The organism is Ensifer adhaerens, assembly GCF_002940685.1.
In the GTDB taxonomy this organism is placed as follows: Bacteria; Pseudomonadota; Alphaproteobacteria; order Rhizobiales; family Rhizobiaceae; genus Ensifer; species Ensifer adhaerens_E.
The window spans coordinates 225101-240844 of record NZ_PNFP01000009.1 but is presented as its reverse complement, the minus strand read 5'-3'; the positions used below and the strand labels follow the sequence as shown (position 1 = coordinate 240844).

Annotated in this window: 17 protein-coding genes; 9 read left to right on the top strand and 8 right to left on the bottom strand. The window is 63.4% G+C overall.

The features are described 5' to 3' along the window. Positions 1–12 precede the first annotated feature (12 nt). The gene (gene alr, locus C1A35_RS19130) at positions 13–1152 is read right to left on the bottom strand and encodes an alanine racemase (protein ID WP_104665833.1); all 1140 of its coding nucleotides are present in this window, start codon (positions 1150–1152) and stop codon (positions 13–15) included. Between the two features lie 151 nt (positions 1153–1303). Between alr and C1A35_RS19125 the strand changes: the two genes are divergently transcribed. The 3 genes from C1A35_RS19125 to C1A35_RS19115 all read left to right on the top strand — a co-directional run bounded on the left by C1A35_RS19125 (position 1304) and on the right by C1A35_RS19115 (position 3278). Continuing rightward, on the top strand, positions 1304–2161 hold the full coding sequence (locus tag C1A35_RS19125) for an AraC family transcriptional regulator (RefSeq protein ID WP_104665910.1): 858 nt from the start codon (positions 1304–1306) through the stop codon (positions 2159–2161). 155 nt (positions 2162–2316) lie between these two features. Next, positions 2317–2970 (top strand): AzlC family ABC transporter permease, encoded by a 654-nt coding sequence (locus tag C1A35_RS19120; protein WP_104665909.1) that lies wholly within the window; start codon positions 2317–2319, stop codon positions 2968–2970. After that, a complete protein-coding gene (locus tag C1A35_RS19115) occupies positions 2967–3278 on the top strand; it encodes an AzlD family protein (RefSeq protein WP_104665832.1) in 312 nt (103 codons plus the stop codon). The genes C1A35_RS19120 and C1A35_RS19115 overlap by 4 nt, the downstream gene beginning before the upstream one ends. Before the next feature lie 131 nt (positions 3279–3409). On the opposite strand, the gene C1A35_RS19110 is transcribed toward C1A35_RS19115, so the two are convergent. Then, positions 3410–4912: a replicative DNA helicase gene (locus C1A35_RS19110; protein WP_104665831.1), complete on the bottom strand. Its 1503-nt coding sequence runs from the start codon at positions 4910–4912 to the stop codon at positions 3410–3412. 334 nt (positions 4913–5246) lie between these two features. Between C1A35_RS19110 and C1A35_RS19105 the strand changes: the two genes are divergently transcribed. The 3 genes from C1A35_RS19105 (at position 5247) to C1A35_RS19095 (ending at position 8524) form a co-directional block, all read left to right on the top strand. Next, positions 5247–5690 carry a MarR family winged helix-turn-helix transcriptional regulator gene (locus tag C1A35_RS19105; RefSeq protein WP_104665830.1) on the top strand — a complete coding sequence of 148 codons (444 nt, stop codon included), beginning with the start codon at positions 5247–5249 and terminating at the stop codon, positions 5688–5690. Between the two features lie 104 nt (positions 5691–5794). Then, positions 5795–7408: an MFS transporter gene (locus C1A35_RS19100; protein WP_440271543.1), complete on the top strand. Its 1614-nt coding sequence runs from the start codon at positions 5795–5797 to the stop codon at positions 7406–7408. A gap of 18 nt (positions 7409–7426) precedes the next feature. Beyond that, entirely contained in the window at positions 7427–8524 is a 1098-nt protein-coding gene (locus C1A35_RS19095; protein ID WP_104665828.1) for an HlyD family secretion protein, read from the top strand. Between the two features lie 106 nt (positions 8525–8630). Here the strand turns inward: C1A35_RS19095 and rplI are convergent, their stop codons facing one another. The 6 genes from rplI to C1A35_RS19065 form a co-directional block, all read right to left on the bottom strand. Further along, complete coding sequence (gene rplI, locus C1A35_RS19090; protein ID WP_034803982.1) at positions 8631–9206, bottom strand: 50S ribosomal protein L9; 576 nt, start codon at positions 9204–9206, stop codon at positions 8631–8633. Positions 9207–9238: 32 nt separating this feature from the next. After that, the gene (locus tag C1A35_RS19085) at positions 9239–10192 is read right to left on the bottom strand and encodes a DUF2232 domain-containing protein (RefSeq protein WP_104665827.1); all 954 of its coding nucleotides are present in this window, start codon (positions 10190–10192) and stop codon (positions 9239–9241) included. A 193-nt stretch (positions 10193–10385) separates the two neighbouring features. Continuing rightward, a complete protein-coding gene (gene rpsR / locus C1A35_RS19080) occupies positions 10386–10634 on the bottom strand; it encodes a 30S ribosomal protein S18 (RefSeq protein WP_025426448.1) in 249 nt (82 codons plus the stop codon). Between the two features lie 26 nt (positions 10635–10660). Continuing rightward, positions 10661–11107, bottom strand: a complete 447-nt coding sequence (rpsF, locus tag C1A35_RS19075; RefSeq protein ID WP_034803973.1) for a 30S ribosomal protein S6 — start codon at positions 11105–11107, stop codon at positions 10661–10663. 274 nt (positions 11108–11381) lie between these two features. Next, on the bottom strand, positions 11382–11894 hold the full coding sequence (locus C1A35_RS19070) for a ClbS/DfsB family four-helix bundle protein (RefSeq protein ID WP_104665826.1): 513 nt from the start codon (positions 11892–11894) through the stop codon (positions 11382–11384). Between the two features lie 18 nt (positions 11895–11912). Next, complete coding sequence (locus C1A35_RS19065) at positions 11913–12956, bottom strand: aldo/keto reductase (RefSeq protein ID WP_104665825.1); 1044 nt, start codon at positions 12954–12956, stop codon at positions 11913–11915. A gap of 359 nt (positions 12957–13315) precedes the next feature. Between C1A35_RS19065 and fabD the strand changes: the two genes are divergently transcribed. The 3 genes from fabD to C1A35_RS19050 all read left to right on the top strand — a co-directional run bounded on the left by fabD (position 13316) and on the right by C1A35_RS19050 (position 15607). Further along, on the top strand, positions 13316–14260 hold the full coding sequence (fabD, locus tag C1A35_RS19060; protein ID WP_104665824.1) for an ACP S-malonyltransferase: 945 nt from the start codon (positions 13316–13318) through the stop codon (positions 14258–14260). A gap of 39 nt (positions 14261–14299) precedes the next feature. After that, positions 14300–15037: a 3-oxoacyl-[acyl-carrier-protein] reductase gene (gene fabG / locus C1A35_RS19055; protein WP_034803959.1), complete on the top strand. Its 738-nt coding sequence runs from the start codon at positions 14300–14302 to the stop codon at positions 15035–15037. Positions 15038–15370: 333 nt separating this feature from the next. Continuing rightward, complete coding sequence (locus C1A35_RS19050; RefSeq protein WP_003531676.1) at positions 15371–15607, top strand: acyl carrier protein; 237 nt, start codon at positions 15371–15373, stop codon at positions 15605–15607. The last annotated feature ends 137 nt before the right edge of the window (positions 15608–15744 follow it).

Sequence of the window (15744 nt, the reverse complement as noted above, 5' to 3'; positions counted from 1 at the left end):
GCAATGAGCGCTTCAGACGGTGTCGATATAGTGCCTGACATAGCGGCGGCCGAGGCTGGTCAGCATCTCGTAGCCGATCGTCCCGCCGGCGCGCGCGACATCGTCGATGGCGATGTGCCGGCCGAAGAGCTCGATGTAATCCCCCGGTCGTACTGCGCTCTCGGGAAGGTCCGTCACGTCGAAGAGGCTGAGGTCCATGGTGACGCGGCCGACATGGGGCACTTTCTGGCCGTGCAGGAAACCGAAGGCCCCTGATGGCGTTGCCTGTCTGAGTGTGACGCCGCCGCCGGAGACCGAACGGTGATAGCCATCGGCGTAGCCGACCGCGACCGTGGCGATGCGGCTGTCGCGGTCGAAACGGGCAGAGGCGCCGTAGCTTGCTGTTCCGCCGGCCGCCACGTCGCGCACCTGGATGATCCGCGCTTCCGCGGTCACCACCGGCTTCATCGGGTTGCGGACCTCGTTCACCGCCTCGCCGCCATAGACGGCGATACCCGGTCGCGTCAGGTCGAAGTGGTAGTCGGGCCCGAGGAAGACGCCGCCCGAGTTGGCAAGGCTCGCATCGACGCCTTCATAGGCAGCCGTCGCTTCGTGGAAGCGACGGAGCTGAAGGCCATTCAGCCGATGGTCGGGATCGTCGGCGCTGACGAGATGGCTCATGATCAGCACCGGCGAAAAGCTTGCCGGCCGCGCCGGATCGGTCGCCAGCGCCACGGCGTGCTCGACAGAGAGACCCAGCCGGTTCATGCCGGTATCGACATGCAGCACGCAGGGGTGGTCGCCATGCTCGGAAAGGGCGGCCATGAACACGGCGAGCTGCTCGTCCGAATTGATGACCGGCACCAGGTCGTTGTCGAAGAACAGCGCCTCGTTGCCCGGCCACATGCCGGCGAGGATGTAGATCCGGCCGTCCGGGGCGAGCGGACGGAGTGCCGCACCTTCCTCGGCATTGGCGACAAAGAAATCGCGGGCGCCGGCCGCATAAAGGGCAGGGGCCGCCTGCGCGATGCCGATGCCATAGGCATCCGCCTTGAGCACGGCGGCAGCACGCGCCTTGCCGGAGCGCTTGTTCATCGCCCTCCAGTTGTCGACAAGCGCGCCAAGATCGATCGTGAGCCGGTTGGAAGCGGAAGTGAATTCTGGAGGAAGCATGCCGGGCACTCTGCGTGGATGATCAAGGATCAATACAGCCAAGCGCAGAGCGCCGCAAATGCTCCGCCGTCCCGGTGCCCGGGCGGGGTGGACCAGGCAAACGAGCACTTTTGTGCAAGACGCAGCCGCGCAGGCGCACTATGGTTTTGCCATGCAGACGATTTCGCAGGAAGAAGCCATCGATGTCATGCCGATAGAGGGCGCCGAGCGCACGCGCTTCTGGCGCGACTCGCGTTTCATGGGCATGGAATGCCTGACGGCGACCTTCATCACCCACGAATTTGCCCCGCATGCGCACGAAACCTTCAGCATCGGCGCCATCGAGGCCGGCTCGCAGATCAGCAAGATCAAGGGCGAGCGCTCGGAGGCCGGCCCCGGATACTTCTATCTCATCAATCCCGACGAAATTCACGACGGTCATCCGGGCGGCAGCGGCTATCGCTACCGCATGGTCTATCCGAGCGCCGAATTGCTGGTGAACATCATCGAGGACGTCACCGGACGCGCTTTCAAGGGGACGCCATCCTTCTCCAAGCGCGTCTTGCAGGCGCCGGACCTGGCTCTCTCCTTCCATCGGGCCCACCGGACGCTCGAGGTGTCGGGGGCGACGCTCGAGGAGGAGGAAAAAATGTTCGCGGTGCTTGCCGCCATGTTCGAGCGCCATGGCAGCACGATCATCACGCCGATCGAGACGCGGGAGCATTCGGCCGTGCACCGGGCGCGCGACTATCTTGTCGAAAACTACGCCGAGGATGTCGGGCTCGAGGAACTGGCGAAAGTCGCAGGCCTCAGCCGCGCGCACCTGATCCGCGCCTTCCGCAAGGAGTTCCACATTACCCCGCACGCCTTCCTCACCGACAAGCGCGTGCGGGCTGCCAAGACGCTGCTGCGGCACGGTTGGTCGGCGGTGGATGCAGCCTATCAGTGCGGCTTTGCCGACCAGGCGCATTTCAGCCGTCACTTCAAGGCGCGTACCGGTGTGACGCCCGGGGCGTTCCGCGCCGGTTGATCACTTTCGTTCAAGACGACCACCAACCCAACGCCTAGAACATTGAGCTATTGCGGTCGCGCGCGCGAAGCACGCGCGGCGCGGCCGTGCCAATGGAGACTTGGACGTTGCAGGATAGAAGTGCATTTCAGGAGTTCCGGGCCGCGGCGATCGCCATGACGCCGCTGATCGTCGCGGTCATGCCGATCGGCCTGGTGTTCGGTGCGGTGGCGGCGGGCAAGGGCCTTGCGCCGGCCGAAGTGGCGCTGATGAGCGCGCTGGTCTTTGCCGGCGGGTCGCAGTTCGTCGCCATGGATATCTGGACGCATCCGGCATCCTGGGCCGCTCTCGGCTTTTCGGCCCTGCTCGTCAACATCCGCCATGTGCTGATGAGCGCCTCGATCGGCGGCAAGCTCGACGCTTTCTCCGGCCCGGCGCGCTATGCGTCGATGCTGCTTCTGGCCGACGAGATCTGGGCGATGGCCGAGATGCGCGCGAGCAACGGCAGGCTGACACCCGCCTGGTATGCCGGCCTTGCCGTGCCGTTTTACTGCGTCTGGGTGCTGACGAGCCTTGCCGGCGCGCTGCTCGGGGCGTTTCTGGGGGATCCGAAGGTCACGGGTCTCGATTTCGCGTTCCCTGCCGTCTTCATCGTGTTGGTCATGGGCTTCTGGAAAGGGCGCGAGACGGGTGCCGTTCTCGCCGCAAGCGCTTTCGCCGCCGTGCTCACGCATCAATTGCTGCCGGGGGTCTGGTACATCGCCGCCGGTGCTGCGGCTGGGGTCGTGGTCGCGCTCTTCTCCGGCGCACACAGGGAGGCGCACGCATGACCGTTGACCTGAACACCCTTCTTGCGATCGTCGCCATGGCGGTCGCGACAATCGCGACCCGCATCGGCGGCCTCGTCCTGATCCGCTATGTGACGATCGGGGAGAACCAGAAGCGCGCACTGGAAGCCATACCGCCGGCAGTGTTGATGGCGGTCATCGCGCCGACGGCCTTCGTGACCGGCCCGGCCGAGACGATTGCCGCTGCCGCGACGGCTGTCGCCGCCATGCGGCTGCCGCTGCTGGCGTCTGTTGCCATCGGCGTCGTTTCGGTGGCCTTGTTGCGTCTGTTGCTGGGCGCCTCTTGGTAGAGGGTTGAGAGCGGGCTGGGAAACCGCAAACACTTTCCCAGCCCGCTCCGGCCGCCCCCACGGAACTCGAGAGCAATTCCAGGAAAAGTGTGAAACGGTTTTCCGTCCGGAATTGCGTTCTTTCAAACAGTCTAGTGTTCTTCGTACTGGGTGAACGAAGGATCGGCGAGATCGGTGAAGCGCGTGAATTCCGACTGGAACGCGAGCTTGACGGTGCCCGTCGGTCCGTGACGCTGCTTGGCGATGATCACGTCGGCCGTGCCCTTCACCTGCTCCATCTTCATCTTCCACTCTTCGTACTTCGGGTCGAACTCGTCGCGCGGCTCCAGGTTCTTCACGTAGTATTCCTCACGGAACACGAAGAGCACGACGTCGGCGTCCTGCTCGATCGAGCCCGATTCGCGAAGGTCGGACAGCTGTGGCCGCTTGTCTTCGCGGCTTTCGACGCCACGGGAGAGCTGTGACAGCGCGATGATCGGAACGTTCAGTTCCTTGCCGAGCGCCTTCAGGCCGGTGGTGATCTGGGTGATTTCCTGCACGCGGTTGTCGCTGGACTTGCCCGAGCCGGTCATGAGCTGGATATAGTCCACCACCAGGCAATCGAGGCCGCGCTGGCGCTTCAAGCGGCGCGCGCGGGCGGAAAGCTGGGCGATCGAGATGCCACCGGTCTGGTCGATGTAGAGCGGCACCTTCTGCATCATCTGCGAGCAGGCGACGAGCTTTTCGAACTCGGCCTCGGAAATGTCGCCGCGGCGGATCTTCGACGAGGACACTTCTGTCTGCTCGGAGATGATACGGGTGGCGAGCTGTTCGGACGACATTTCGAGCGAGTAGAAGCCGACGACGCCGCCGTTTCTCGCCTTGAACGAACCGTCCGCCTGGACTTCCGGCTCGTAGGCAGCGGCGATGTTGTAGGCGATGTTGGTGGCAAGCGAGGTCTTGCCCATGCCCGGACGTCCGGCAAGCACGATCAAGTCCGAACGCTGCAGGCCGCCCATGCGGCCGTCGAGCGAGTGGATGCCGGTGGAAATGCCGGACAGGCTGCCGTCGCGCTCGAAGGCAGCACCCGCCATGTCGATCGCCAGCGCCACCGCGTCGTTGAACGACTGAAAGCCGCCGTCGTAGCGGCCGGTCTCGGCCAGCTCGAACAGCCGGCGCTCGGCATCTTCGATCTGGCCCTGCGGCGGCATGTCGAGCGGCGCGTCATAGGCGATGTTGACCATGTCCTCGCCGATGGTGATCAGCGAACGGCGTAGCGCGAGATCATAGATCGCCCGGCCATAGTCTTCCGCGTTGATGATCGACACGGCCGCACCGGCAAGGCGCGCAAGATAGGTCGCGACCGTGACGTCGCCCACCTTCTCGTCGGCCTTCAGGAAGGTCTTGATGGTGACCGGGTTCGCCATCTTGCCCATGCGGATGATGTCGCCGGCGACTTCATAGATCTTGCGATGCAGCGGCTCGTGCAGATGTACCGGCTTCAGGAAGTCCGAGACTCGGTAGTAGGCGTCGTTGTTGACGAGGATCGCGCCGAGCAGGGCCTGTTCTGCTTCGAGGTTGTTCGGCGCCTCGCGATAGTGCTGGTCCGCCTGATCCTTGCCGATAGGGGATAGCTTTCGCGACGCGTCGTTCATGTCGTTTTATCTCTGCCTCTGTCTGGTGTGGCACCGGTTTGCGTTTTACCGCTGGCCGGGTCAAGTGCACGGAGGACACAGTCGCGGAGCGACGTCACCGCGCCCGGCGCTGTTCCCATTGTTCGACTGATCCACAGGCGGGGGGTCGCAAATGTGCGGATTATGCCGTCGTCACAAATTTGGTCGTTGACGCCGCGAATCACCCGAACCTTCCCGACGAAGAGAAGTGTAGCGCCGTCCTCGCCAGCCTCAAATCCAGATCTTGAATTTTCACCTTCTTTGGATTAGATAGAGGCAATATAATTAGCATGCTAGTAATATGGAAAAGGTATAAATGTATCAGCCCACCGTGAATCGCGAGCTGTTCGACGCCCTGTCGCTGGTCAATCGCAAGCTGCGGGCCGTGTTTGATGCGCGGGTGAAGGAGAGGGGGCTGACGTTGTCGCGCGCCCGCGCGCTCTTCGCCTTGACGAAGAAGGATGGCTTGAACCAGCGGGAGCTTGCCGACGAGCTCGACATCGAAACCCCGACGCTGGTGCGCCTGCTCGACGGCATGGAGAAGCAGGGCTTCATCGAGCGGCGGGTCGAGGTCTCCGACCGGCGCGCCAAGCAGGTCCACATGACCGAACTCGGCCGCACGGTTGCCGACGAGATCTTGAGGCTTGCCGACGAGATACGGGCCGAAGTGCTGCAAGGCATCGACGCAGCCGAGCTGGCCGTGACAAAGCGGGTGGTTCGTGCGATCGCCGACAATGTTCAGTCGCTGGCGCGGGAGTGACGGCGATGGGCGCAGTCGCGACGACCGCCGCAAACGACAATCGCCTTGCCTCCGAGCTTGAGGCCGCGGAGGTGGTTGACGAGGACCAACGCGGAGAGACCGTTATTGCGCCGGAACCGGCGCCAGCCCCCGTGCCGGCCCCCGTCGAGAAAGGCCTGTTGCTTTCGGCGGTCTATGTCCTCGGCTCCGTGCTCCTGTTCCTGACGCAGGGGCTGGGGATGAACCTCGCCTTGGCCAATCTCTCGCAGGTCCAGGGTTCGCTTTCGGCGACCTCCGTCGAGGCCGGCTGGCTCTCGGCGGCCTACATGGCGCCGAATGTCAGCCTGTCGATCGCGCTGGTGAAGATCCGCGCCCAGTATGGATTGCGCCGCTTTGCCGAAATCAGCATCGCCGGCTTCGTCCTCGTCTCGCTGATGAACGTCTTCGTCTCCGATCTGCATTCGGCGATCGTCGTGCGCTTCATCAGCGGCATTGCCGCAGCGCCGATGTCGACGCTCGGCTTCCTCTATATGCTCGAAGCCTTTCCGCCGGCGCGAAAGCTGACGGTCGGTCTGGCACTGGCACTCACCTGCACGACGATTTCCGCGCCGGTCACCCGGCTGATCTCGCCGACCCTGATCGAATATGGCCAGTGGCATGCGCTCTACACGCTGGAAATGGCGCTGGCGCTGATCGCGCTGCCGATCATTTACCTGTTGCCGCTGACACCGGTGCCGCACGCCAAGGTCATCCAGCGCCTGGATATCCTGAGCTACCTGCTCGTTGCCGTCGCCTTCGGGTGCCTTGCCGTGGTCCTGACCATGGGGCGCCTCTATTGGTGGTTCGAGGCGCCCTGGCTCGGCGTCCTGCTCGTCGTCTCGATTGCAACACTGACGACCGTGGTGCTGATCGAGCTGCATCGCCAGGTGCCGTTGATCGACGTACGCTGGATCGCTTCCAAGGAGATCGTGCACTTCGCTGCCGTTCTCCTGATTTTCCGCCTGGTGGCCTCCGAACAGTCGACGATCGCGACGAATTTCTACCAGCAGCTCGGTCTCCAGTTCGAGCAGGTCGCGACGCTCTACTGGATCATCCTTGCCGCCGCGATTGCCGGCGGCCTGCTCTGTGCATTGCTGATGAACCCACAACATGCGGAGCGGGTGCATATCCTTGCGCTCGGACTGCTTGCGACCGGCGCCTACCTGGACAGCCAGGCGACGAGCCTGACGCGGCCGGAGCAGATGTATCTGAGCCAGGCCATGATTGCGTCCGGAACGGCGCTCTTCCTGCCGCCGGCGATGGCGCGTGGCTTCAAGGCGGCGCTCGCCAAGGGGCCGAGCTACATCTTAAGCTTCATCGTGATCTTCCTCTTCACCCAGAGCATCGGCAGCCTGATCGGTTCTGCGGCCTTCGGCACCTTCGTCACGATCCGCGAAAAGTTCCACTCCAGCATTCTTGCGGATCAGATGGTGCTCTCGAACCCGCTGGTCGCCCAGCGCGTCAACCAGCTTTCCGCCGCCTACAACAAGGTGATGGGCGACAAGACCCTGCTTGGCGGCGAGGGCACCGTGCTTTTGTCGCAGCAGGTGACCCGCGAAGCCTACATCCTCGCCTACAACGACGCCTTCCTGCTGGCCGCAGCGGTCGCGCTTTTCGCGCTCGCCGGGCTGTTGCTGCACATCTTCCACAACTGGCTCAGGCAGAGATTGTCCGGTCCTGCACTGACGCCGGCCACCTGATTGACAGAGTTGACGACCATGTTGAAATTCTTGCGCTCGCCCACCACCATTATCGTTCTTTTCGCCGGCATCGCCGGTATCGCGCTCGTGCTCTACGCCTGGCGGCTGCCGCCGTTCCACAGTTCGGTGGAAACGACGGAGAATGCCTATGTGCGCGGCTTTGTAACGATCATGAGCCCGCAGCTTTCGGGCTATGTCGCCGACGTTCCGGTGCATGACTACGAGACGGTCAAGACCGGGCAGCTGCTGGTCAAGATCGACGACCGCATCTACGCGCAAAAGCTGGCGCAGGCGGAGGCGACGCTTGCCGGGCAGAAGGCCGCTCTTGCCAATTCCTTTCAACAGGAGCTTTCCGCCAAGGCCGGCATTGCCGCGAGCCAGGCGCAGCTCGACAGCGCCAAGGCCGCCTTCAACCGGGCGCGCGCCACCTGGGATCGCATCCGCCCGCTCGCCGAAAAGGGCGTCTCGACCCGCAGCGACGCCGACCAGGCGCGTGCCGGCTTCGAACAGGCCGACGCTGCCGTGAGCCAGGCTGAAGCCGGGCTCGACGTGTCGAAGCAGGCGCTCGCGACGACCCTCGGCGCGCGTGCCGGATTGGAAGCGGCGGTGACCGGCGCGCAGGCTGCCGTCGAACTCGCGCGGATCGATCTCGACAACACCCGCATCGTCGCGCCGCGGGACGGCCGTCTCGGTGAGATCGGCGCGCGGATCGGTCAATATGTGACGGCCGGCTCGCAACTCCTGGCGCTGGTGCCGAACGACGTCTGGGTCGTCGCGAATTTCAAGGAAACGCAGCTCGACGGCATGAAGGCGGGCCAACCCGTCACCATCGCGGTCGACGCCCTGCAACGGAACGAGCTGACGGGGCGTATCGAGCGGTTCTCGCCCGCCGCCGGTTCGGAGTTCAGCATCATTCGTCCGGACAACGCCACCGGCAACTTCACCAAGGTGGCCCAGCGTGTCGGCGTGCGCATCGTCGTCGATCCCGGCCAGCCGCTGGCGGAAATGCTGTCGCCCGGCCTTTCGGTCGTCGTGCGCGTCGACAAGGACGCGCCGGTCCGCGTTGTGCCGGGCCAGGCGAACATCGGCGTCACGCCTGTTGCCGCCCACGGATAAGACGGCCGGGGCCCACAGAGCCATTGCCGGAGACGGCCGCGCAGCGGCCAAGAAAAAAGCCCGGATCGATGATCCGGGCTTTCGCATGTCGAATGGCCTTTAAGGCTTATTCTTCTTCGCCTTCGAATTCGGCTTCCGGGTTGAAGAAGTCTTCCGGCTTCAGGGCGTCTTCGTCAACGCCGTAGATGGCGTCGGCCGAGGTCAGGCTTTCGCCCTTGGCCTGGCGGCCGGCTTCTTCGGCCGAACGGGCAACGTTGACTTCAACCGAGATCTCGACTTCCGAGTGCAGGTGCAGCGTGACCTTGTGCAGGCCGATCGACTTGATCGGCTGGTTGAGGTCGACCTGGTTGCGGCCGACGTTGAAGCCTTCGGCAGCGAGCACTTCGATGATGTCGCGGGCAGCAACCGAACCGTAGAGCTGGCCGGTTTCGCCAGCCGAGCGGACGATGATGAACGACTTGCCGTCGAGCTTCTCGGCAACAGCCTGGGCTTCCGACTTGCGCTCGAGGTTGCGGGCTTCGAGCGTCGAACGCTCAGCTTCGAAACGGGCCTTGTTGGCAGCGTTGGCGCGCAGCGCCTTGCCGAGCGGCAGGAGGTAGTTACGGGCAAAGCCGTCGCGAACCTTTACGGTTTCGCCCATCTGGCCGAGCTTGGCGATACGTTCGAGAAGAATGACTTCCATGTTGGTTTCCTTTCAGAGTTCCAGTTCGTTGGTCAGTTTTTTCCAACCGGCGTGACCGCGATGGTGCGTCGCGTATCGATCAGGCCGGAAAGGAGGAAGAAGAATGCCGGGATCGTGAACACGAGCACCGACAGGTATGCGATCCACAGCACGGGAAGCCGCCAGGACTTGCCGCGCGTGCGGAAATGGAAGGAGGCGAAACCGGCAAGCAGGAAGCCCGCGCCGAAGGTTCCGCAGACCAGCGCGCCGATCGTCGCGGGTGCGCCGCCGAGAAAGGTGAGGACCAGGCCGCCGAGGAAAATGAAGATCGCGTTGCGGTGCATGCGCAGCGTCGAGGGGATGTCCTCGCGCGGGCGCAACGACCGGCCGGACATCTGCACGATGCGGGTGGCGAGGTAGTAGGCGGTAAACAGCATCAGCACCCAGATCGCGCCCTGGACGAGCGGCAAAGCGAGGGTGAACAGCGACTTGATCTGGGCGATCGCCGCCGCGTCCGGGTTGTAGGCGCTGTCCTGCGCCTTAACGGCCTGAATGACGATATCGACCATCCGGTCGGAAATGTCCGCGCCGTAGCCGACGATGAGGCCGACGATGATCATGCCGACCGTCACAAGACCGGCGAGATGGCTCAAGATGTCGGAGAGCGGATACCAGGCAAGCGCCTCGTCCGGACCGCCGAGTTCGGACGCCGGGCGGGCGAGATTGGCGAGGTGGCTCAGCCAACCGGCCGGGATCAGCGTAACGACGAGAATCAGCAGCGCGAAGTAGGGCGAGACGAGCACGGCGGCCGTGCCGCCGGCGGCAACGATCGCGGCAATCGCGGCGGCATTGCCCCAGCCAAGGCCGGCAATCAGGATCGGAAGGGCGGAAGCCGCATAAAGGACGATAGCAAGAGACGACTGCGTGTTCGCGCCCATCGACAAGAGGGCGGCGGTAAAGCCGGCGAGAACGCCGGTCAGCAGCGATGTCCTGTTCACATTCGTCACGTTCGCTGTCCTGCTTCGTGCAGTTAGGGGATGGCCAAAGGCTTGTCCCCAGCATGGGATTTTGGCGCATCGCGCCGGTTCCGATCCGCGCCCATCGCGGAAGGGAGAGAAAGAGGCGCTCACCTTAGGGGAGCGCCTCTCCCAACAAGTCGCTTTCCGTCGAGTCAGAAGACTGACGGAGAGTCAGCCGTTCTTAGGAAACGACGTAGGGCAGCAGGCCGAGGAAGCGTGCACGCTTGATCGCCTGGGCGAGTTCGCGCTGCTTCTTCTGGGAAACGGCCGTGATGCGGGAGGGAACGATCTTGCCGCGCTCGGAAATGTAGCGCTGCAGCAGACGGATGTCCTTGTAGTCGATCCGCGGAGCGTTTGCACCCGAGAAGGGGCAGGTCTTGCGGCGACGGTGGAACGGGCGACGAACCGGAGCGGAAGAAACTTCAGCCATTGTCTTAATCTCCTAAAGCTTCTTGATTACGCGCGGTCTTCGCGCGGACGGCGCGGGCGGTCTTCGCGGTCGCCACGGTCCGGACGCGGACCACGGTCGCCGAAGCCACGCTCCGGACGGTCGCCATCGCGGCGCGGACGGTCGTCGCGATCGCGCTTCTGCATCATGGCAGACGCGCCTTCCTCGTGCTTCTCGACGGCGATCGTCATGTAGCGCAGGATGTCTTCGTTGATGCGCATCTGACGCTCGATTTCGTGAACAGCCGCTGCCGGAGCGTCGATGTCCATGAGAACGTAGTGAGCCTTGCGGTTCTTCTTGATGCGGTAGGTGAGGGACTTCAGGCCCCAGTTCTCGACGCGACCGACCTTACCGCCGTTTGCTTCGAGCACGCCCTTGTACTGCTCGACGAGACCGTCGACCTGCTGCGGCGTGATGTCCTGGCGGGCCAGGAATACGTGTTCATAAAGAGCCATTGTGGCTTGCCTTTCTTGCGTTAATCAGCCCGGACCTCGGCGGCTAAGCCTCAACGACTGTTCTTATGGGCTCGCAGGAGCCGGCAAGAAAGTGTTGTATCGAGACGGTCGAGAGCGGAGACACGGGAGGCCGGAAAGACGTGCAATCCTAACGGCTCCCCTTATGGGAAACCGGCCCTCCGTTCAGCCACCAGCCAGAAGACCGGGCATTTCGAACAGCGCGCTTATACGCATTTTTCCGCAGAAGGCAAGGCTTGCCGGCATTTTTAGGATTCTAGGCCAGCCCCTTGGCTTTCTTCCATTTGCGCAGGCGGCCGTGCGCATTGGCGTAGGGAGAGGACGTGTTGAACTGAATCATCCGGCCGAGCGTCCACTTCCCGTACCACGCCCGCCCATAGAGGGCCTGATCGTCCCGCGCCGTAATCAGCGCTTCGAGTGTTTCCTTGCTGCGCCGCAGTCGGGCGATGAGCTCCGCCGGCGGCAGAGTGCAAAAATCGCCGTAGAACTTCTGCGCCAGTCGTCCGAGCTCGTTCCATTTGTAGCCTGTCTCGGGAAAGTCGACCGGTTCGCCGCGCTGATCGCGATCGATCCATTTGATGACCAGTTCGCCCCACCCGATGAGGTAGGCGACGAGATCGCCGACGCTCATGCGGGTGCCCTTGGCGTGCCCGTCGAGCGAGGCTTCGCGGTAGAGCTCGCCAGGGATGCGTTCCAGCTCGCGCATCAGCCTGGCGAACTGGACGTCGATCGCCTGCAGCAATTCCGCTTTTGTCTGGGGCACCGGCATCGGCGATCGATTCTCGCTTCAGATCGGCATGGGGTAGAGGCGGTGCAGCCGCCGGATCCCGTTGATGATGTCCTGCGACAGGGTGAGGTCGACGGCGCCGAGATTGGTCTTCAGCTGTTCCATCGACGTCGCGCCGATGATGACGGACGCCATGAACGGACGCGCCAGGCAGAAGGCGATCGCCATCTGCGCCGGATCGAGCCCATGCTCGCGCGCAAGTTTGACATAGCCTTCGACGGCGGGCTCCTGGTGCGGCGTGAAGCGGCCGCCGAGGTCGCCGTTGATATCAAGGCGCGAACCCTTGGGCCTGCCGCCGCCCAGATACTTGCCGCTCAAAAGCCCGGCTGCGAGCGGTGAATAGGCAAGCAGGCCCACATCCTCGTGATGCGAGAGTTCGGAAAGGTCGAGATCGTAGGCGCGGTAGAGCAGGTTGTATTCGTTCTGGATCGACGCGACGCGCGGCAGGTCGTGACGCTCGGCCATGTCGATGAACTTCATCGTGCCCCAGGCCGTTTCGTTAGAGAGGCCGATCGCGCGAACCTTGCCGGCCTTCACGAGGTCGCCGAGCTTGTCGAGGATCGCCCGGAGATCGGCGGCGGCATGCGCCTTGTCCTGCCTGGACGGATCATAGGACCAGGCGTTGCGGAAATGGTAGTGGCCGCGGTTTGGCCAATGGAGCTGATAGAGGTCGACATAGTCGGTCTTCAACCGTTTGAGGCTGGCGTCGATCGCCTGCTCGATGCCCTCCGGCGTGGTCGGGCTGCCGTCGCGGATATAGGGGCGGCCGGGGCCGGCGACCTTGGTCGCGACAATGACATCGTCGCGACGCCCGCGCTTGGCCAGCCATTCGCCGATGAAGCGCTCCGTGTCGCCATAGGTTTCGGGCGAGAGCGGGGTCGTCGGATAGAGCTCTGCCGTATCGATGAAGTTGACGCCCTTGTCGAAGGCGTGATCCAGCTGCTCGTGCGCCTCGGCGAGCGAATTCTGCGATCCCCAGGTCATGGTGCCCAGGCAGATTTCCGAGACCTTGATGCCGGTGCGGCCAAGCGTGTTGTAGCGCATCTAGATAAGTATCCTTGTGAAGGGCGGGCGTCGACCTGGGGAGGAAAGGGGCGCGCGCGCCGGGAATGGAGTGGTCGCCTTTGCCCTGGCGTTCGTCTGAGGGCAGAACGACATCGGGCGGCAAACTTACGCCTTGATTGTTGAAGATCAAGGGCAAAAGCCGCCGACGGCGCCCTCCGGGCAGGCCTGCAAGCTTGACTCGCCGGTAAGGAATGTGAATGGAGAGGAAGCCGGAGCGGGCTTGGCGAAAAATGTGTGCAGTTTTCGCCCGTATCCCGCGCCACCTCATAAGAACCGATCACTATGATTTCGTGTCGAGCCGACCCGAAATCATAGTGATCTAGGGAAGGGACTATCCCATGAGCATTGCATTCACGTTCCCCGGTCAGGGCAGCCAGGCTGTCGGCATGGGCAAGGATCTGGCCGACGCTTTTCCGGAAGCGGCCGCCGTCTTTGCCGAAGTCGATGAAGCGCTCGGCCAGAAGCTGTCCGAGATCATGTGGAACGGCCCCGAGGAAACGCTGACGCTGACGGCAAATGCGCAGCCGGCGCTGATGGCCGTATCGATGGCCGTCATTCGCGTTCTCGAAGCCAAGGGTCTCGACATCAAGTCCAAGGTCTCCTTCGTCGCCGGTCATTCCCTCGGCGAATACTCGGCGCTCTGTGCAGCCGGCACCTTCTCCATCGCCGACACGGCGCGTCTCCTGCGCATCCGCGGTAACGCCATGCAGGCGGCGGTTCCGGTCGGCAAGGGCGCGATGGCGGCGATCATCGGTCTCGAGCACGCAGACGTCGAAGCCGTCTGCCGCGAAGCCTCGGTGCTCGGTTCCTGCCAGATTGCCAACGACAATGGCGGCGGCCAGCTGGTCATCTCCGGCGAGAAGGCGGCTGTCGAGAAGGCGGCGGCGCTCGCGTCCGAAAAGGGCGCCAAGCGCGCGCTGATGCTGCCGGTCTCGGCCCCCTTCCATTCCGCCCTGATGGCGCCAGCCGCCGATGCCATGCGCGCGGCGCTCGCCAAGGTCGAGAAGCGCAATCCGGTCGTGCCCGTCATCGCCAACGTTCTGGCCGCGCCGGTCAGCGATGCCGACGAGATCGCCCGGCTGCTGGTCGAGCAGGTTACCGGCCAGGTCCGCTGGCGCGAGACGGTCGAGTGGTTTGCCGCCAACAATGTCACGACGCTTTATGAACTCGGTTCCGGCAAGGTGCTGACCGGGCTTGCCCGTCGCATCGACAAGACCGTCAACGGTATCGCCGTCAATACGCCCGCCGATATCGACGCTGCACTCGCCGCCTTGCTCGCCTGAGCAAAGGTCTAGGCGCTCCAGTAACAAGGAATCAAAGAGATGTTTGATCTTTCCGGCCGCAAGGCTCTCGTCACCGGCGCATCCGGTGGTATCGGCGAAGAAATCGCCCGCATGCTCCACGCCCAGGGCGCGACCGTCGGTCTGCACGGCACCCGCGTCGAAAAGCTGGAAGCGCTTGCCAACGAACTTGGCGATCGTGTGCAGCTCTTCCCGGCGAATCTTTCCGACCGCGCCGAAGTCAAGGCGCTCGGCGAAAAGGCCGAGGCCGAACTCGGCGGCGTCGACATCCTCGTCAACAACGCCGGCATCACGAAGGACGGCCTCTTCGTGCGCATGAGCGACGAGGACTGGGATGCCGTTCTCGAAGTGAACCTGACGGCCGTGTTCCGCCTGACGCGCGAGCTCACCCATCCGATGATGCGTCGCCGCTTCGGCCGCATCGTCAACATCACCTCCATCGTCGGCGTTACCGGCAACCCCGGCCAGGCGAACTACTGCGCCTCCAAGGCCGGCATGATCGGCTTCTCCAAGTCGCTGGCGCAGGAAATCGCGACGCGCAACGTCACGGTCAACTGCGTGGCCCCGGGCTTCATCGAAAGCGCGATGACCGGCAAGCTCAACGACAAGCAGAAGGACGCGATCATGGGCGCGATCCCGATGAAGCGCATGGGCACTGGCGCCGAAATCGCTTCCGCGGTCGTTTACCTCGCCTCGAACGAAGCGGGCTACGTCACCGGCCAGACGATTCACGTCAATGGCGGCATGGCCATGATCTGATCCGGTTTCCGGGATGGGCCGCCCGCCGAGATTGTGCGGCGGGCGATCTTCAACGTCCCGGGATGCCGCCTGCCAAATGCCTGAAATTCAATGTTGAGCAAGCGAATGACAGGCATTTTCGGACTTTGCGACAGCGTTAAACCGTGTTAATCGGGCCATGACTGTTAGCAGTCGACCGGTCCCGCCAGGTGTCCGGCAGCCTTGGCTGCCTTGGGTTTGCCGCAGTTCCGGTTGGATGGATTGCCGGGTAGGCCGTCTTGGTCTATCAGGCTCACACTAAGAGTACCGGTGCCGGACTGGCGCCCACAGAAACGAAGGTCGAGGAACTCCGACATGAGCGATATCGCAGAACGCGTAAAGAAAATTGTTATTGATCATCTTGGCGTCGACGCCGAAAAGGTCAGCGAAGGCGCAAGCTTCATCGATGACCTCGGCGCGGACTCGCTCGACACCGTCGAACTGGTCATGGCTTTCGAAGAAGAATTCGGCGTTGAAATCCCGGACGACGCTGCTGACTCGATCCTGACTGTCGGCGACGCCGTCAAGTTCATCGAAAAGGCTCAGGCCTAATATCTTAAAGCGGCTTCGGCCGTGGACGGGCCGCGTAAAGCGGCCCGTTTCAGCCCAGGGAAGTGGGCTGTCCCGCGCTGAGCGGGGATTCGATCAGCAAGCGTTTCCCGCATTTCCCTCTGATCGTGAATAAGAAC